Consider the following 18,563-nt stretch of genomic DNA (forward strand, 5'->3'; position numbering starts at 1 on the left):
GCTGAGCGCTGAAGCTGGACAAAAAGAAAAGCGTAAGCGCTCGACTAGCGATGTACTAGAATCATTGCTGGACCAACCAGCCACTTTTTCCAAGTGAGGGGATGAAAATGATGAAAACTGGTGAAACTTTGAAACTTCATCCAAAAGTTAGAGATTTTTTAAAGGAAGAAAAGAAGAAACTATTTATCGATGGCGGCTGGCATGAATCGGCGGATGGCCAAACGTTTGAAACAATTAACCCTGCAACAGGGGAAGTGTTGGCTCACGTCCATGAAGCCCGTGAAAAAGATATTGATAGAGCGGTTGAGGCTGCTGTAAAAGCATTCGAAGAAGGAAGCTGGTCGAAAATCAGCGCATCGGATCGTTCTAAATTGATGCATAAATTGGCTGATTTAATGGAAAGGGATTTTGAAATCCTCGCCCAGTTGGACACATTGGATAATGGTAAACCGATTCAGGAGATGAGAAACGCCGATTTGCCTGGAGCGATTGATCAGCTCAGGTATTTTGCGGGCTGGGCGACGAAAATGACCGGTCAAACGATTCCGGTTTCCAAATCATTTTTTAATTATACCCGCCATGAGCCAGTGGGTGTGGTCGGCCAGATTATTCCGTGGAATTTTCCGATTATGATGGCATTGTGGAAAATTGCTCCGGCGCTTGCGACGGGTTGTACGATCATCTTGAAACCGGCGGAACAGACGCCGCTATCGGCGCTTTATTTGGGCAAACTTATTGAGGAAGCGGAATTTCCAAAGGGCGTTATCAATATCGTTCCTGGATTTGGAAAGTCAGCAGGCGATGCGCTGGTTAAGCATCCAAAGGTGAACAAGATTGCTTTCACTGGCTCTACCGGTGTTGGCAAGGCGATTATGAAAGAGGCCGCGAACACAATGAAGCGTGTAACACTTGAGCTTGGCGGCAAATCGCCGAACATCATCTTGCCTGATGCCGATTTGGATAAAGCGATCCCTGGGGTATTCAGCGGAATTATGGCCAATCAGGGGGAGGTATGCTGTGCCGGTTCAAGAGCATACATTCCTGAGCATATGTACGATGAGGTCATGGCAAGGCTTGCCGATTATGCTAAAAATGTAAAGTTGGGAAATGGTTTGTCAGAAGATACAGAAATGGGTCCGCTTGTTTCTAAAAGGCAGCAAGACATCGTCACTTCTTATATTCAAAAAGGCATTGAAGAAGGGGCCAATCTTTTGGCCGGCGGAGAAACATTCGATAAAGGCTATTTCGTTGCCCCGACTGTTTTTTCTCAAGTTGAAGAGCATATGACAATTGCGCAGGAAGAAATTTTTGGGCCTGTCGTCGCTTGTATGCCATATAAAACAATTGATGAAGTGATTGAACGGGCGAATAACAGCCCTTACGGACTTGGAGCGGGATTGTGGACGGAAAACCTGAAAAATGCCCACGTTGTAGCCGATAAATTAAAGGCAGGGTCGGTTTGGGTCAACTGCTACAATCTTACAAACGCGGCCGTTCCGTTTGGAGGTTATAAGCAGTCTGGTATTGGACGTGAAATGGGCTCTTATGCGCTAGAAAATTATACAGAAGTGAAAAGTGTGTGGATTAACTTAGAATAACGGGATTTGGCCTGGCAACTTTCGCCAGGCAAGACTCCCGTGCCAAAAGCGGGGAATTGCCCACATCGTGAAAACGCATTCGCGTCGTGTCGCCCTTCTCTAGACATAAAACTTGCGAGGTATGAAACTTGTATGGAACAAACCAATCAAATTGAAAGAAAACTAAAGTTAATGCATGTTGTTGCCATAGGACTTGCGTACATGTCACCAATGGCGGTGTTTGATACATTCGGCATCGCTTCCGATATATCCTCCGGCCATGTGCCAGCCGCCTATATCGTTGTATTTGTTGCCATTTTGTTCACGGCGCTCAGTTATGGAAAGCTTGTCAGGCAATTTCCCAGCGCGGGCTCTGTCTATACGTATACGAGAAATGTGATCAATCCTTATTTGGGTGTTATTGTTGGTTGGGTCACATTTATTGCCTATATAGCGCTTCCGATGATTAATGCTTTGCTTGCTGATATTTATTTATCAGCCGGATTTCCGGAAGTTCCAGGTTGGCTTTGGGTTGTTGGCCTGATCGCTATCATCACCTTCTTAAATATTTTCGGTGTAAAAATTGCTGCTTCGGTCAATATGCTTCTTGTTATTTTCCAGGCGTTGGTTGGGGTGATCTTTGCGTACCTTACGATTCGTTCAATCGTGAAAGGGCCGGAGAGTTTTATCCCGATCGGTGACATTTTCCCTTCCGGGGGTGAGGTGCCAGAATTATTTGGGGCGGCAGCATTATTGGCTCTCTCGTTTATCGGGTTTGATGCAATCACAACCTTGTCGGAAGATACAATAAATCCGAAAAAGACCATTCCGAAAGCGATTCTTCTCGTAGCTGGAATTGGCGGCGTTTTCTTTTTCACTGTCACTTATTTTATGCAGTCTCTGTTTCCTGACGTTTCCATTTTTAAGGATATTGAAGGAGCTTCCCCAGAAATTGCCGTGATCATTGGTGGAAATTTATTTTTGTCCTTTTTCTTGTCGGGAGCATTGTTCTCTGTCTTTGCTTCGGGTTTAGCCGCACAGCTTAGTGCATCAAGACTTCTTTATGCGATGGGAAGGGACGGGGTGCTTCCGAAGCGCTTTTTTGGATACTTGCATCCGAAATTTAATTCTCCTGTGGCTAACATTCTGCTTATCGGAGTTTTGTCTACTTCGGCCATTTTCCTTAGCTTAGAAGCGGCTACTTCTCTGATCAATGTCGGGGCGTTTACGGCGTTTTCATTCGTGAACCTTTGTGTGATCATTTCTTTTTTCAAACACAAAGGTCCTCGTTCATTTGGTTTTACTGTAAGTAGTCTTCTTTTTCCACTCATCGGCTTGGCATTTGTTGTTTACCTATGGATCAGTCTTGATATCTTTTCCATTATAGCAGGCCTTATATGGGCGCTGTTGGGAACCATTTACTTAGCGTTTACGACGAATTTCTTTAAAAAGGAGCCTCCTCAGATTGCTTTTGATGAATTGGAAGCCTAGTTCTCTCTCATGACTTGTCTATGATAGCTGGGTGATAATGGGGAAAGCTGAACAGTAGCGGGAAGCAAAAAATGAACAGGTATTCGTGAAGGAACTTTCAATATAAAGGTAGAGTAAAGTTGTATATGAACGGCCCGATGCATAAAACGGTTTTTTGAATGTGGCGCTTTTTATAAATCAAGCCTGAGTCCAAAATAGGGGTTCAGGCTTATTTTCGGTTGCGTCTGCCAAAAATCATGCAAAAAAGAAAAGGTTATGCAATGGTGAATACAACAGCTTCATTTTGCTGATGTAAACGTTGCTAATTAGCGTTCACAAGCTTGGCATAAAAATTGCAATCAAATATGATAGCGCTTTATCCATCAGGAGGTTACTAAATGAAGACATATAATGAAGAAAAATCAACAGTAAAAACACCCACTTTATTTGTTGCGCTTATTCCCATTGCATTCATGATAATAGCCCTGTTTGTCGGGATATTTATTTACGAGGCCGATCCGCATATTCCCCTTTTGCTTAGTGCGGGTGTCGCTTCCATCGTCGCTTTGGGGCTCGGTTATAAGTGGAAGGATATTGAAAATGGCATGCTTGATGCTGTCAGAATGGCTCTTCAAGCTATTGTGATCTTAATGGTTATCGGAGCCATTATCGGGTCATGGATTGCTGGCGGTATTGTTCCCACGATGATTTATTACGGTCTTGATATTTTGGCTCCGGGTTATTTTCTTGTTGCCGCTTGCGCCATTTCCTGTATTGTATCCATTGCATCAGGCAATGCTTGGACTGCCGCCGGGACGATTGGAATCGCCATTATGGGAATCGGCCACGGTCTCGGAATGAATCCGGCAATGGTCGCGGGAGCAGTCATCTCAGGTGTATATTTTGGCGATAAAATTTCCCCGTTATCCGAAACAACGAATTTGGCTCCGGGGATTGTCGGAGCGGAGCTATTTGAACATATTAGGCATATGCTTTATACGACTGTACCGGCTCTTGTCATTTCACTCATTATTTATGCGGTTATGGGCTTGAAATTTGCCGGAAAGGGTTCCAAGATTTCCGAGGTTGGTCTTCTTCAATCCCAACTCGCGGACATATTCACGATTTCCCCGTGGTTATTGCTCGGACCGGTATTCATTATTTTTATGATGATCATGAAAATCCCTGCTTTGCCTGGATTGACGATAGGCGCGCTGATCGGAACATTTTGTGCCATAGTTGTCCAAAAGGTGCCTGTAGGCGATGCCATCGGCATTTTGTATTACGGCTATTCTATTGAAACGAATATCAAAGTAGTAGACACTCTTCTCAATAACGGCGGTATTGAATCTGTTTTGTATACGGTTTCACTTATCATTATTGCGATGTGTTTCGGAGGTGTCCTTGAAAAAACAAAGATATTCGAAACAATTGTTCATAGTTTACTAAAATTGGCGAAGAAAACGGGAAGTTTAATTGCGACAACTGTCGCAACATGTATTTCCGCCAATATTGTCGGATGTGATCAATACTTGTCAATCATCGTGCCGGGGCGCATGTATGCAGCAGAATATGAGAAAAGGGGATTGAAATCCAAAAATTTATCGAGGACACTTGAAGATGCGGGAACAATGACTTCTCCGCTCGTTCCTTGGAATACGTGTGGCGCTTTTATGGCAACGACATTAGGAGTCGCGACATTGAGTTATTTGCCATTTGCGTTTTTATGTTTGCTTAGTCCGCTTATTGCCATCCTATATGGAATGATCGGATTCAAAATTGAATATAAAGATGAGGTTGCAGCAAAGAAAGCTCTTAAAAGTAAAGCAAATGCCGCAGGCTAAAAACGATCATGCCGGAAAGAAGCGACTTTTTCGGCATGTTGGCACAAGAAGAAATGAAAGCGATTACGAAAAGTCGGCTAGATAAACGTATAATAGAAAAAGCGATAGGAGAGACGGAAATGGAAGAGATGATTGTAAGTCCCTGCGAAGGCATGTTAAAAAAGATTCAGATTCACCAAGAAGATGACTTGCAGCGGTGTTCAACCATTTTTCAAATCAAAAAAACAGATGGCAGTATATATGAACTAATCAAGTCCTATCGGGGAAAGTTATTGTCGGTTGAGGTGAAGGAAGGAGATGAAATCCTGAAAGGAATGGTGCTCGCGTATGTGGAAGAGCTTGCCATTGATATGTAAATGGCCCGTTGGTTAAATTTTCAAATAACATTAAAAGGGGGCAGGTTTTGGATGAGAAAAAAGCTTGGCATGTTAATGATTGTGGCTATACTTGCGTTGTTTATTGCCACTGGATGCGGGGGAGGAAGTACGGGGGGAAAAGAAGAGAATGTCGTCAATGTTTTAAATTGGTCCGAATATTTGCCTGAAAACCTCATTCAGCAATTTGAAGAAGAAACAGGGATTAAAGTGAACTACAGCACGATTTCTTCCAATGAAGAGCTGTTAGCGAAATTAAATGTCGGAAATGCCACCTATGATTTGGCAGTGCCATCCACGTATTTTATTGAAGTATTAATCAATGAAGGAAAACTGGAGAAGATAAATAAGGAAAATATTCCAAATTTAAAAAACATTGATGAAAAGTTTTTGGGGTGGGATTTTGACCCAAATGACGATTACTCGGTTCCGTATATGTGGGGAACGGAAGTGATTGCCTATAACGAAGATTTGGTAGATATTGAGATTGATGAATATAAAGACTTGTTTGATCCGTCGTTAAAAGACAGCCTTGTCGTATTGGATGACCCGCGTACGATGCTTGGCGCCATGCTTGAAATGCTTGGATATTCCACAAATAGCACCAGTGAAGAGGAAATCATGAAAGCCGGGGAGGAATTAAGAAAATTAATGCCAAATATAAAGGCATTTGACAGTGACAGCCCGAAAAACTTGCTCGTCAGTGGCGAAGTAAAAGCGGGTATCGTGTATGGAGCAGAAGCGGCTTTGGCCATGAGGGAAAACCCGAGCATTAAAGCCGTTATTCCCAAAGATTTCTTAAGCTTATGGCAAGACAACTTTGTTATTCCCAAAGATGCCCCCAATAAAGAAAATGCGGAAAAATTCATTGACTTCATACTTCGTCCGGAAATAAGCAAAGAAATCACGATGGACTACCCGTACCATAACCCGAACAAAGCTGCCTTGGAATTATTGCCGGAAGATGTCCGAAAAGAGTTGGAGTTATCCGATGAAGACTATGAAAGGGGCCTCCACGCAGTAGATGTGGGGCAAGCCATTCAATACTATGACAGGGCATGGTCGGAAGTAAAACAATAAAATGAAATGATCGATTCATACTGTTGAAGGAGTGGAACCATGAGTGATCTATCATTATGGCATGCGACAGCAAACAAACATCCAAAAAGACCTTCACTGGAAGGAGAGAAAACATGTGATGTTGTCATTATCGGCGGCGGCTTTACCGGGCTTTCCGTCGCATATCATTTACAGCAAAGAAATGTAAAAACGATCGTATTGGAAGCTCAGTCTGTTGGCTGGGGCGCAAGTGGAAGAAATGGCGGGGAAGTACTAATCGGTTATGTGGAGCCGATGAGCGCGCTTGCCAAAAAGTATGGCAGAGAGACTGCCAAACAGATGTTTCAAATGTCGATGGATTGCGTGGATGTAATTGCAAATATTATAGAAAAAGAAAATATCCAATGTGATTTTTTCAGAAACGGCAATATGTTGACAGCTTACAAGCCGTCCCATTTGGATTCGCTAAAAAAAGAACAGGAATTTTTGTATGATGAATATCATTTTGAAACAAAAGTGATCGAAAAGGAAGACATGCATACGGAAATGGAGTCAACCTATTACCATGGCGCACACATCGACGATAAAAGCGCGATTTTCCACCCGTTAAATTACTGTCTTGGATTGGCGGACGCTGTGGAAAAATATGGCGGAACCATTTATGAAAACTCCGAGGCTATGAAAATAGAACATCCGTCAAAAGACGAGGTGGTCGTCAAAACGCGCAATGGCTCTGTCAAAGCGAAGCACATTGGTATTTTTGTCAATGCCTATACGACAGACCTGCATAAGCTGATCAAAAGGGCCATTGTACCCGTAGAAAGTATCGTACTGGCAACAGAAAGGCTGCCGGAAGAGCTGTGCAAGCGGCTGATTGTCAATAATCGGGCGGCCTGTGATACGAAAAATTTGCTGTATTATTATCGCTTATCGGCTGATCACCGGATGGTCTTTGGCGGTTCCGGCCGCACAACGAGCAAACGTGATGCGAAACGCCTGTTTATTCATTTGCAAAAAGGAATGACAGAGGTATTTCCCGCATTAAAAGACGCGAAAGTGGAGTATACATGGAGCGGAAAAGTAGGATTTACGATTGAAAAAATACCTTACATCGGGCAACTCGATGACGGTACTCATTTTGCTTTCGGGTATGCCGGACACGGAGCGGCCATGTCCACCTTACTCGGGAAAATAGTTGCTGCAAATATTGTAAATGAAGGAGATAAAAACAACCCTTTGGACCGTTCAAACTTAAAGCCGATTCCTTTTCACAGCCATAATGCAAAAGGTCTCGGCATTATGAAATATTACTTTAAAATAAAGGATTACATTTCATAATTGTGTGAGAAAGGAAGACTGTCATGATCAAACAATTGGATTTAGAAGGAACACCAAGAGAAATAGGGGAAAAACATGGGCGTGAAGGGAAAGAACAAATCCAAATCAGCTTGGGCACTTATGAAAAATTGTTTTACGGATACCATCGTATCGGTTGGAAAGAAGCGAGAGAGCGGGCGCTTGTCCATCTAAAAGCGATTGAAGATTACGATCCCGGCTTCCTCGAAGAAATGGAGGGGGTGGCGGCGGGCGCCGGAGTGGATTTTGAAGATATACTGGCGTTGAATGCTCGCAGTGAAATCGCGCTTACCGGCAGAAAGGATCAGATTTTTTCTGATGGCTGCACGTCCATTGCCGTGACTCCGCCCGCTTCAGATGAGACGATTATTGGACAAAACTGGGATTGGAAAGGGAGTCAAAAGGCGAGCCTGTTGCTGCTTCGCATAAAACAAAAAGGAAAACCTGATATAACAATGGTAACCGAAGGCGGCATCATTGGAAAAATAGGATGGAATTCAGCGGGGCTTGCTGTTTGCCTCAATGCATTGATCACTGATAAAAAATCGGATGAAGTACCGATTCACCTTGGGTTGCGAGCTGTACTCAACTCTTTCTCTTATCACGAAGCGATTGCCAAGGTGAAGGACGGTCAAATGGCTTCTGCAGCCAACTTTTTGCTTGCCATTCAAGAAAACGGACGTGGTTCGATGGCGGCCAATATCGAGGTGTCAACGTTTGGAATAGACATGATGGGGGCCCCTGACGGAGCCATTGTTCATTCAAACCATATTTGCTCGCCCTCCTTGTTGCGTAACTTGAAGGATTTGAATGAATTTAAATACACCGACTCTGTTATCCGGAAAAACCGTGCTGAGCAACTGATTCGCACCGCCCTTGCGAAAGGAAGGGCAATTGATGAGGAGAGCTTTAAAGAATGGCTTTCCGATCAATTTAATTATCCGAATTCTATTAATCATTTTCCTAACGAAAATGCGCCCGAGCATAGGCGTACCGAAACCGTATTTTCAATCATCATGAATTTATCGAAACGGAGAACATGGCTGTGCATCGGCAATCCGACACCGGAAAAGTACGAGGAACTATAAATGACTCTTGATGATCCAATAGTGGATACGTGCCATTCGTTAGAATGCAATTTTTGCAGGCCTGAATCCATCAACACCAAATTTGATCAGAAGGGAAAAGAGATATCAATTAGTAAAATCCGGTACCCAATCTATTTGGAACTTGGTACTGCTGAGACTGGGACAGAACCCTATAAAAATGAATAAACCGCATGGAATCAAGTTTAAAAACCTTGATTTCACGGGTTTTATTCTCACGACTTTTACGAATTTTAATCAGCTTTCAACTTATGTCCCAGCCCCATCTTGTAAATAAAATCATGAAAAATAAGAAAGGAAGCGGGAAGCACCATGAGTGAGACGGACACTTCTATAAAACATAAACAAATCGTCATAAGAAATATTCGTCAAAAAGACATTCCGGAGGTCGTAAAAGTAGCCAACCTCAGCTTTGGCATTCCCGATGTCGCTTTTGAACCGGAACACTATGAAAGTCACATCCGAATATTCCCGGAAGGGCAGTTTTGTGTCGAATATGGTGGGAAGATTGTGGGCGCGTGTTCAAGCGTTATTGTCAATTTTGCCGAGTATGGCGAGGAACATACTTTTGATGATATTTCAGATGATGGATATATCCGTAATCACAACCCGAAAGGCGGCCATTTATACGGGTTGGATGTTGTCGTTCATCCCGATTACCGGAAGCTGAAAATTGGACGCCGCTTGTATGAAGCGCGTCGTCAGTTGTGCCGCCGTCTCAATTTGAAAGGCATCATAATTGGCGGCAGAATGCCCAATTATCATCAATATGCTCATGAATTGACGCCGGAACAATATGTGCATGAAGTCATTAAGAAAAAAATCTACGATCCTGTCATTACATTCCAAACAATGAATGGATTTACGTTTAAAAAAGTCTTGCCCAACTATTTAACAGGTGATGAAGCATCTCTTAAAAATGCCACATTAATGGAATGGATCAATGAAGACTACGTTCCATCCTCTGACAAAGACTACCGACATTCTTTACCTGTCCGCATCACGACCGTTCAACACGACATGAAGAAAATCAGTTCTTTTTCTGATTTTGCCACACAATGTGAACATTACGTCCGCAACAGTTCTAAATTCCGCTCGGATTTTATTGTATTTCCGGAAGCGGTTACCATGCAATTGGCCTCTTTTTTGGAGGAAAGATTTCCAAGCGGCCAAGCGCAAAAAGCGGCTTCTTACACAAATGAATTCATAAGTCTATTTTCCGATTTAGCCTTAACATATAGCATCAACATTATTGCCGGCTCTCACTATGTCCAAGAAAACAACGAACTGTATAGTGTTGCTTTCCTTTTTAATAGAGACGGAACGATGGATAAGCAGTATAAACTGCATATTCCCTCAGAAGAAGAAAAGTGGTTTGGGATACAGCCGGGGACCGAATTGAAAGTATTGGATACCGAATGCGGTAAAATAGCCATCTTGATCGGTTACGATATTCTGTTTCCCGAGTTAGCCCGTCTGGCAGTAGATAAAGGTGCCCAGATTATTTTTACCCCGTTTACTGCCGAAAACGAGCAGGACTTTTTAAGAATACACTATTGCGCCCGTGCCAGAGCTGTTGAAAATCAGGTGTTTGTGGTGACATCAGGTTCTGTTGGACATTTAAGCCATGTCACGCTGACAGATTCCCGTTACGGAAATTCGGAAATCTTTTCTCCCATTGATTTTTCCTTTCCGGGGGATGGAGTCATCGCAAAAGGCCGCTCGAATGTGGAAGCACTTGTAACCGGTGAAGTGGACCTTGAAGCGCTGCGAAGAATTCGGCTAGCCGGTTCAGTAACGCCTTTGAAAGACAAGAGACAATATGGGTTCTCGAAAGTGAATGCGCTCACGCCTCATGATGAGTCAGAACGGCCAGGCGAGTGACTGGCCGCAGCTTCATCTATAAAACCTGAAAGTAGGTGACGTTATTGACTTTTATAGGAACGATCATTTTGATTTTGTTTATCGTTTTAATAGCTTATTTGGTTATAACAATAAAGAAAGAAATATAAGCCAGAGTTTAAGATGCAATATGGTAGATATTAAAGTTATTTTAGAGAGGGGTTGTCTAAAAAATCCAATTTAAAGTAAATGCATTAAAATGTAAAACCCAAGAATGTTGATTTTACGGCAATCTTGGCTTTGGTTTTTTTGTTTTCAAGCGGCAATATTACTTTTCGGACAGCCCCTCTCTTTAAATGGTAACTGGATGCCGTTATAAGGGCATCGCTCAGGAAGGATAAGCGGTTTACAAAAGGTAACATCTCAAGGATATATCAATTCACATAGCGTAAAATGATATTTACATACAATTTTATAAAAGTATTTTCGTTTTTTGGAATAACTGAAAGATTTCAGGTGCACTGAAACAGATTCAAGGATAGCATAACGACGGTATTTTGAGAACATTGTCTTCTGAAAAGCTTTTTTGCGAAATAAGAAACTGAATCGTACTGCTCACTTTTTCATAGAAATGTCGGGTACTCGAAAGGAGTTTGTTTAGGAATAAAGCGGGTCCCATTATTCACGGGGATCGGCTTTTACAGGAAAACATGTAACAGATGTCCTGCCTCATACCCATACAGTACATTCCCCCTGCACATCCAACGGATATGATTCTGTTGAGAACGAAATGGGAGAAGAGACAGAAAATGAAGGGTTGAAAAAAAGTCCATAGATGTGGTAGAGTTTAAAATGGAAATTTTCATAACCGCAAGTTTGTATAACCTCAATAATCTGGTTTGAGGGTCTCTACCAGGAACCATAACCTCCTGACTACAAAAAGCAATCTTATTTTGTGGGCAGGGGTTTTTTATGTTTTAAAAGGGTTCACTTAAGATTGATTCAACAAACGTTTAAAAGAGTTTTATAAATGTGGTGTGCAAAGTGTAGGGAGGGGCCTTAATGAATTTGAAAGTTTTTATACTTGCTGCGGCTACGATTGGAGTAGGTCTGGTCGAATTAATTGTCGGCGGCATTTTACCTGTTATGGCAGACGATCTGCAAGTCAATCTTGGTACCGCGGGACAGCTTATTAGTGTGTTTGCGCTTATTTATGCCGTTTCCGGTCCTGTTTTATTATCATTGACGGCAAAAATTGAGCGGAAACGATTGTACCTTATCGCATTGTTTATATTTTTCCTCGGAAATGTCATGACTTATTTCAGTCCTAATTTTTTGCTCGTTATGGTTGCGAGAGTTATAACAGCTATGAGTACCGCCTTAGTTGTTGTCCTTTCGTTAACGATTACGGCGAAGATTGTCGAGCCGGCGCATAGAGCAAGAGCATTAGGTTTTATTTATATGGGAATTAGCTCATCGCTTGTTTTAGGTGTGCCTATAGGTATTATCATTACCGATCACTTTGGATGGCGGACTATATTTTTAGGCATCGCTTTTCTTTCCCTTATGTCCATTGTTTTCATCTCTTTATTTTTAGAGCGAATTCCTACTGAAAGAGTACAGCCGCTATCCGTACAAATAAAGTCGCTAGGAAACATAAAAATTGCGAGCGCCCACTTGGCAACGATGTTTATGCTGGCTGGGCATTATACACTTTATGCTTATTTCACCCCATTTTTGGAAACTGCATTCCATTTGAATCAAAATTGGATAAGTATTTGTTATTTGCTATTTGGTCTTTCGGCCATATGCGGCGGCGCATTGGGTGGAGCATTGGCTGATCGAATCGGATCTCAGAAAAGTATTTTACTAGTCATTAGTTCTTTTGCCATTGTGTTATTCTTACTGCCATACTCCACTTTTTCTTTTCCTTTATTCTTGGTGGCGATGATGCTTTGGGGCGCATTAAGTTGGAGTCTTGCTCCTCCACAACAGAACTACATCATTCAAATTGATCCTGATGCTTCCGATATTCATCAAAGCATTAACAACTCCGCTTTGCAAATTGGAATATCATTGGGGTCGGCAATTGGCGGAGTCGTGTTGGAGCGTACAAGTTCGCTAATAAGTACAGCGCATGTTGGGGCTGGTGTCGTTGTGATCGCTTTAATATGCGGCATTTTTTCTCTTGCTAGGTCTTCCGGTATCGATCATGCAGAAATGTAACATATCATCTTGATGAATGATGCTATCATAACGACAATGTCTTTCTGAACGAAAAACAAGTACTGTTAGGTAAAAGATTCACCGTTTTCCATGGTTTGGTAATAGAAAATACTTCACCATGGATGTGTCATCATATATCGTAGCCATGTCCCCGAGCATATTGTTGGTGAGTATCTTTCTTTACATGGACGCTGGTGTTATCTGTCAGGTGCTTAACCATACGATTGGGCATGTACGCTGACCTGGCAAACAGATATAACGAACCGGAACTGTTTCTCTGGAAAATATGCTCTTCGTTGTGATTTGTATCTTCAACAGGAAAAAACGAATGCCGTCAACGAGCATGCGTCTGCCCGCTGATCCGGCATCTTATTTATTTAAACGAAGCTGGGCGAATACTGCAATGGTTAAGGTAATGAGCAGCATAAGCGTAGAGAGTGCATTGATTTCCGGAGAGACGCCAAACTTAACCATGGAGAAAATTTTCAGCGGCAAAGTTGTGCTGCTTGGTCCTGCCACGAAGAAGCTAATAATGACATCATCGATCGATAGTGTAAAGGAAAGCAGGGCGCCGGCCAAAATGCCCGGACCGATTATAGGCAGTGTCACTTTCGTGAAGGTTTGCCATTCATTCGCTCCCAAGTCTCTCGCCGCTTCCTCCAATGAGCGGTCAAACCCTTCCAATCTTGCCCGTACAATGACGACGACAAAAGGAATGCAAAATGTGATATGGGCAATCACAAGCGTCATGATCCCAAGGGGGATATTGGCAAGCGCGAAAAACGCGAGTAGTGAAATACCCATGACGATTTCCGGAATAACGATCGGCAAATAAAGCATTCCGTCCAAGGCGGTTTTGCCTTTGAAGTGATAACGATACATTCCAACCGCTGCCACTGTACCTACCATTGTGGCAACAATAGTAGATACGGCCGCTACGGTTAAGCTGTTTTTGGCAGCCGCCAGCACATCGCTATTTTGCATCAGTTTGCCATACCACTCAAAAGTAAAGCCTGTCCAAACCGCATTCAATCTGGACTTGTTAAAAGAAAAAATAATTAAGACGAGGATTGGCACATATAAAAAGCCATAAATGAACGTTGCATATAAAATAGATGGCAAGCTTTTAAATCGGAAACCCACCTATATCACCTCAATCCCTTTTTTGTTGCCGCCGACTCTTAAGTAGATCAGGATGAAGATTAATGTCAGCACCATCAAAATCATGGAAGCCGCCGATCCGAACGGCCAATCTCTAGCTGTCAGGAATTGGTTTTTAATCAAATTTCCAATTAATAACGATTTGGATCCGCCCATCAGGTCAGGAATAAAGAACAAACCAAGTGTCGGGATGAATGTAAGCAGGCAGCCGGCAACGATCCCGGGCATTGTCAGCTGCAAGGTAATTTTTGTAAAAGCCCGCCAAGGCTTGGCGCCTAAATCACTCGCGGCTTCCAAGTACGATTTATCTAGCTGTTCAATGGAAGCATATAGCGGCAAAACCATAAATGGGAACAATGTGTAGGTTAAACCAACCATTACCGCACCATGGTTATAGAGCATCGCAAGCGGTTCGGAAATGATTCCGATTTTCAACAATATCATATTGATGACACCTTCCGTCCGCAAAAGGACGATCCATGCGTACGTTCTGACTAGAGAATTCGTCCAAAATGGCACGATCACAAGCATTAACAGAAGATTCCGGTATTTTTTGGGCGATCTTGCGATAATGTAAGCAAAAGGATACCCGAAAACAAGACAGATAAGTGTTGTAAATCCGGCAATTAAGATAGAGTCCCACAAAATTTTCAAATAGAGCGGATCGAAAAAACGCGTGTAATTTTCAAGTGTAAATGTGTATTCTATACCGCCGTATAGGCCTCTGGTTGCAAAGCTGATGAACAAAATAAATAGAAGCGGAAATATAAAAAACAATACGAGCCAAAACGTGACTGGGGAGAGGGTCCATGCCATCCCCAATAATGTTCCGGGCCTCCGTTTTTTCTTCTGCCGGACGGGAGGACTCTCTGCATGGGCAATATTGCTTTTCATCATGTAATGACCACCGCCTTATCAGGTTCCCAGCTTACGAAGACATCTTGACCAACGGCAAATGAATGGGCTACTTCCGGCATTGTATTTACCGTAACTTGGTTTTCGCCCGGAAGAGAAACGACTGTTTTTATGATCGACCCGACATAAATATGCTCGACGACCTTCCCGGGAATGGCGAAACTCTCCCTGTTTGGTTCTATATGAAGCTTGATTCTTTCAGGACGAATCGCCATCGCCACTTGGTGATTTAACGAAAGTGGCGCTGTCTGGACAACGGGGATTTTATGTCCGGAAAACGCCAGGTAGGCATGCGAATTGTTTATTTCCATAACCGTTCCTTCAAAGAGATTCGTTTCTCCAATAAAGTCGGCGACAAAACGGGAAGCGGGCCGTTCATATATTTCATCTGGCGTTCCAAGCTGCTCAATAATGCCATTGTTCATAACCGCGATCCGGTCTGACATTGTCAAGGCTTCTTCTTGATCGTGGGTGACATATATAAATGTGATACCGAGTTGCTGTTGCAGATGTTTTAATTCGACTTGCATTTGTTTGCGCAATTTAAGGTCAAGTGCGCCGAGCGGCTCATCGAGCAGAAGCACTTTCGGACTGTTGACCAAAGCGCGGGCGATCGCCACGCGCTGTTTTTGTCCCCCGCTGAGCTGGTCGGGTTTTCGCTCCGCGAAAGTTTCAAGTTGGACAAGTTGAAGCGCTTCCATTACACGCCGCTTTATCTCCTCTCTCCCTACTTTCTTCATCTTGAGTCCAAAGGAAACGTTGTCATATACGTTCATATGGGGGAAAAGGGCATAGCTTTGAAATACTGTATTGACATCCCTTTTGTGTGGGGGAATCCCGCTGACTTTTTTTCCATCTATTAATACATCACCGTCAGTCGGCTGTTCAAACCCGGCAATCATGCGCAACGTTGTCGTCTTTCCACATCCTGAAGGGCCTAATAACGTCAGGAATTCCCCTTTTTTAATATCCATGCTGATGTTTTTGACAACTGTGTTACGCTCAAAACTTTTGACGACGTTGTCCAATGTAACCATCACATCATTCAAAACAATGATCACTCCTTCATCTGAGTTGCTGTTTTTTGTTTGAAAATTTCGTTTCTACAAAACTAATAAATAATAACGCAAATTATGTGCCAATTTATAAATGTATTGATAATATAGCCATAATAGTGAAAATTCCTAAAAGTACTATGTCTTTTCGCATAAACTATTCATTAGAGAATAGAGCGGAATCATTTTTTGCTTGGAAAAAAGTATGCACAAATTATATTATTCATGCGGATTTGAATAAATATTTTCAAAAATACATAGCTATATGAATTTTTTTGTTATAATATTTAGAAACGACACTAAAAGACAAGGGAAGGGATTGATCATGTGTTCCTCTTATCCAAAGATATTATTCAACCGATTGTAAAATTATCTGTTGACGAACCTGGTCCAAACTGGCAAGATCTATTGTCTAATAATAATCGGTTTATTTTTTTAGAGGAAAATCGCAAGATTAGCAGTTATATTCATTTACGAGATTTACCTGTCAGTTACAGGGAAAATGTCGGATTGCAGTTGGAACAGTTGAATCCATACGCCAAGCCTGTCACAGAGCTGAGCACATTGTCGGAAAGTCTTCCTTTCTCTGCCATATTTCAAGTCTTGGGAAAGGATATTTCATTAGTTAAGAATGAAAGCGGTTCAATTGCCGGCTATGTTCTACGCGAGGATTTGCTCATTGAATTGTTTAAACAAGAAGATATGAATTTTTTGAAAGTGTTGATCGCGTCGATACCGATGGGGATTTTTATTGTGGATAATCGTGGAGTCGTCGTTAATTATAATGAATCAGCCTTGAAGATGACCCGTTTTGCGCCGGAGCAAGTGCTCAATCAATCGGCAAGTGATATTTTCGATCCTCATCATCTAAACCATGTCTTTTTAACAGGTGAAACAGTCTTGAATCAAATTCAAGTATCAAACGAATCCGGCTTGCTAGTGGACTACAGTCCGATCATCAATGACGGTAAAAACGTTGAAGGCCTCATTATCATCGTCCAGGATTTGCCAATGGTTGAGCAGATGGCGATGGAACTGGAGTCAGTGAAAAATTTGAACAAGGATTTGAACGCCATTTTATCAAGTATTTATGATGAAATATTGGTTGTCAATGCGCGTGGAGAACTTCTCAGATTTAGCGAGAATGCGATTCCGGAGTTTTGGGGAGTGGATTTAAGTGAATTGCTTGGGAAAAACATCATGGAACTGGAAAAACAGGGGCTATTTATGCCTTCTGTCACGAGGCTCGTTTTGGAAAAGAAAAAGAAGGTTTCCGTAGTGCAGGAAACGCCGGGCGGAAAAAAGGTTCTTGCAGTTGGAAACCCCATTCTCGGGGAGGATGGGGAAATCGAACGTGTCATCGTGGCTTCCCGGGATATTACGGAAGCGACGCGCCTCCGGGATGAGCTGCGTGAAATGAAAAAAATATCAGCCCGTTATAAAGAAGAGCTCGATCAAATCAGAACGCGGGAAAAGCTGCAAAGACAACTGATCTACTGCAGCCAGAAGATGGAGGATATTGTCGCCCAAGTTCATAAAGTTGCCAAGTTCTCTTCAACAGTGCTGATTCAGGGGGAATCGGGCGTCGGAAAAGAAGTGATTGCGCACGCCATTCACCAACTGGGAGTCCGGAAAGACAAGCCGTTTTTAAAAGTGAATTGTGGGGCCATCCCGGAAACGCTGTTGGAAAGCGAATTGTTTGGGTATGTGAAAGGAGCATTTACCGGGGCGGACCCTGGAGGTAAGGAAGGCTATTTTAAACAGGCGGATCAGGGGGTTTTGTTTTTGGACGAAATCGCTGAGTTGCCCCTCAGGCTCCAGGTAAAGCTGTTGCGTGTCCTCCAAGAGCGCGAAGTAACACCTGTCGGCAGCACTCAGTCGATTTCCGTCGATGTGCAAATCATTGCGGCTACGAATACAAACTTGCGGGAAATGGTGGCGGACGGCACGTTCCGTGAAGATCTGTTTTACCGGTTAAATGTAATCCCGATCCATGTGCCGCCTTTAAGAGAAAGGCATGAAGATATCCCGCTGATTGCACATCACTTTTTGAAGCAGTTGAATGAGCGCCATCACAGCAATTATCATTTAACGCCCGATGCGTTGAATCTGTTGGAGGCATACACATGGCCCGGTAACATCCGTGAGCTGCAAAATATCGTTGAGCGCCTTGTCGTGACAGCGGATGATGAGTTGATTGATGCCAACGTCGTGGGCCAGGTGCTGAAACTGAATGAACCGATGAAAAAAGTAAAGCCGATCATTACGAACATCATGCCGCTTCAAGAAGCATTTGAAGCCGTTGAGGAACAGCTTATTTCCCAGGCGATGAATCTGTATAAAACAACAACGAGGGCGGCCGCGGCACTCGGTATAAGTCAATCTTCCGTCAGTCGCAAATATCAAAAAATCTTACACCGCAAGCGTGAAAAAGAAGGGATCGGTTCCCGTTGAAACAATTGAAATGTTTTATTAAGTAGCCGGAGACGGTTCATAGCGGCCACCCATTATGCATAATTGCATACAAATTTCCGTTTGTGCATAAAATCGTTTTCACTCCGTCAAGGAGGTTGAATAT

At 42.8% G+C, this 18,563-nt stretch carries 13 protein-coding genes and 1 riboswitch; of the genes, 10 read left to right on the plus strand and 3 right to left on the minus strand.

Features of this window, described 5'->3' with window-relative positions:
• Positions 1 to 107 precede the first annotated feature (107 nt).
• The 9 genes from MHB50_RS21135 (at position 108) to MHB50_RS21175 (ending at position 12,854) form a co-directional block, all read left to right on the plus strand.
• Positions 108 to 1,598 (plus strand): aldehyde dehydrogenase family protein, encoded by a 1,491-nt coding sequence (locus tag MHB50_RS21135; protein ID WP_213089051.1) that lies wholly within the window; start codon positions 108 to 110, stop codon positions 1,596 to 1,598.
• 132 nt (positions 1,599 to 1,730) lie between these two features.
• On the plus strand, positions 1,731 to 3,068 hold the full coding sequence (locus MHB50_RS21140; RefSeq protein WP_205179503.1) for an APC family permease: 1,338 nt from the start codon (positions 1,731 to 1,733) through the stop codon (positions 3,066 to 3,068).
• A gap of 377 nt (positions 3,069 to 3,445) precedes the next feature.
• Positions 3,446 to 4,891, plus strand: coding sequence for a Na+/H+ antiporter NhaC (gene nhaC, locus MHB50_RS21145; protein ID WP_205179505.1), 1,446 nt, complete (start codon positions 3,446 to 3,448; stop codon positions 4,889 to 4,891).
• An 8-nt stretch (positions 4,892 to 4,899) separates the two neighbouring features.
• Positions 4,900 to 5,247: a hypothetical protein gene (locus tag MHB50_RS21150; RefSeq protein ID WP_205179506.1), complete on the plus strand. Its 348-nt coding sequence runs from the start codon at positions 4,900 to 4,902 to the stop codon at positions 5,245 to 5,247.
• Positions 5,248 to 5,298: 51 nt separating this feature from the next.
• Positions 5,299 to 6,345, plus strand: a complete 1,047-nt coding sequence (locus MHB50_RS21155) for a spermidine/putrescine ABC transporter substrate-binding protein (protein WP_205179508.1) — start codon at positions 5,299 to 5,301, stop codon at positions 6,343 to 6,345.
• 39 nt (positions 6,346 to 6,384) lie between these two features.
• Entirely contained in the window at positions 6,385 to 7,662 is a 1,278-nt protein-coding gene (locus tag MHB50_RS21160; protein WP_205179510.1) for an FAD-binding oxidoreductase, read from the plus strand.
• A 23-nt stretch (positions 7,663 to 7,685) separates the two neighbouring features.
• Entirely contained in the window at positions 7,686 to 8,768 is a 1,083-nt protein-coding gene (locus MHB50_RS21165; protein ID WP_205179512.1) for a C45 family peptidase, read from the plus strand.
• A 330-nt stretch (positions 8,769 to 9,098) separates the two neighbouring features.
• Entirely contained in the window at positions 9,099 to 10,670 is a 1,572-nt protein-coding gene (locus tag MHB50_RS21170) for a bifunctional GNAT family N-acetyltransferase/carbon-nitrogen hydrolase family protein (protein ID WP_339160871.1), read from the plus strand.
• A gap of 814 nt (positions 10,671 to 11,484) precedes the next feature.
• A riboswitch (purine riboswitch) is annotated at positions 11,485 to 11,584 on the plus strand.
• Between the two features lie 106 nt (positions 11,585 to 11,690).
• Entirely contained in the window at positions 11,691 to 12,854 is a 1,164-nt protein-coding gene (locus MHB50_RS21175; RefSeq protein ID WP_339160873.1) for an MFS transporter, read from the plus strand.
• Positions 12,855 to 13,223: 369 nt separating this feature from the next.
• Here the strand turns inward: MHB50_RS21175 and potC are convergent, their stop codons facing one another.
• The 3 genes from potC to MHB50_RS21190 all read right to left on the minus strand — a co-directional run bounded on the left by potC (position 13,224) and on the right by MHB50_RS21190 (position 15,967).
• Complete coding sequence (gene potC / locus MHB50_RS21180) at positions 13,224 to 13,976, minus strand: spermidine/putrescine ABC transporter permease PotC (RefSeq protein ID WP_339165539.1); 753 nt, start codon at positions 13,974 to 13,976, stop codon at positions 13,224 to 13,226.
• Between the two features lie 21 nt (positions 13,977 to 13,997).
• Positions 13,998 to 14,831 (minus strand): ABC transporter permease, encoded by an 834-nt coding sequence (locus MHB50_RS21185; protein WP_339165541.1) that lies wholly within the window; start codon positions 14,829 to 14,831, stop codon positions 13,998 to 14,000.
• 77 nt (positions 14,832 to 14,908) lie between these two features.
• Positions 14,909 to 15,967, minus strand: a complete 1,059-nt coding sequence (locus MHB50_RS21190; RefSeq protein WP_340085378.1) for an ABC transporter ATP-binding protein — start codon at positions 15,965 to 15,967, stop codon at positions 14,909 to 14,911.
• 345 nt (positions 15,968 to 16,312) lie between these two features.
• On the opposite strand from MHB50_RS21190, the gene MHB50_RS21195 reads away from it, so the two are divergent.
• Positions 16,313 to 18,439, plus strand: a complete 2,127-nt coding sequence (locus tag MHB50_RS21195) for a sigma 54-interacting transcriptional regulator (RefSeq protein WP_340084663.1) — start codon at positions 16,313 to 16,315, stop codon at positions 18,437 to 18,439.
• Positions 18,440 to 18,563: the final 124 nt, after the last annotated feature.

Origin of the sequence: Siminovitchia sp. FSL H7-0308 (assembly GCF_037980985.1) — a bacterium.
Classification (GTDB): domain Bacteria; phylum Bacillota; class Bacilli; order Bacillales; family Bacillaceae_C; genus Siminovitchia; species Siminovitchia thermophila.

Bases quoted from the DNA above. Each gene is read 5' to 3' on its own strand.
- MHB50_RS21135 (WP_213089051.1), top strand. From the start codon at position 108: ATGATGAAAACTGGTGAAACTTTGAAACTTCATCCAAAAGTTAGAGAT.
- MHB50_RS21140 (WP_205179503.1), top strand. From the start codon at position 1,731: ATGGAACAAACCAATCAAATTGAAAGAAAACTAAAGTTAATGCATGTT.
- nhaC (WP_205179505.1), top strand. From the start codon at position 3,446: ATGAAGACATATAATGAAGAAAAATCAACAGTAAAAACACCCACTTTA.
- MHB50_RS21150 (WP_205179506.1), top strand. From the start codon at position 4,900: ATGCCGGAAAGAAGCGACTTTTTCGGCATGTTGGCACAAGAAGAAATG.
- MHB50_RS21155 (WP_205179508.1), top strand. From the start codon at position 5,299: ATGAGAAAAAAGCTTGGCATGTTAATGATTGTGGCTATACTTGCGTTG.
- MHB50_RS21160 (WP_205179510.1), top strand. From the start codon at position 6,385: ATGAGTGATCTATCATTATGGCATGCGACAGCAAACAAACATCCAAAA.
- MHB50_RS21165 (WP_205179512.1), top strand. From the start codon at position 7,686: ATGATCAAACAATTGGATTTAGAAGGAACACCAAGAGAAATAGGGGAA.
- MHB50_RS21170 (WP_339160871.1), top strand. From the start codon at position 9,099: ATGAGTGAGACGGACACTTCTATAAAACATAAACAAATCGTCATAAGA.
- MHB50_RS21175 (WP_339160873.1), top strand. From the start codon at position 11,691: ATGAATTTGAAAGTTTTTATACTTGCTGCGGCTACGATTGGAGTAGGT.
- MHB50_RS21185 (WP_339165541.1), bottom strand. From the start codon at position 14,831: ATGGCATGGACCCTCTCCCCAGTCACGTTTTGGCTCGTATTGTTTTTT.
- MHB50_RS21190 (WP_340085378.1), bottom strand. From the start codon at position 15,967: ATGGTTACATTGGACAACGTCGTCAAAAGTTTTGAGCGTAACACAGTT.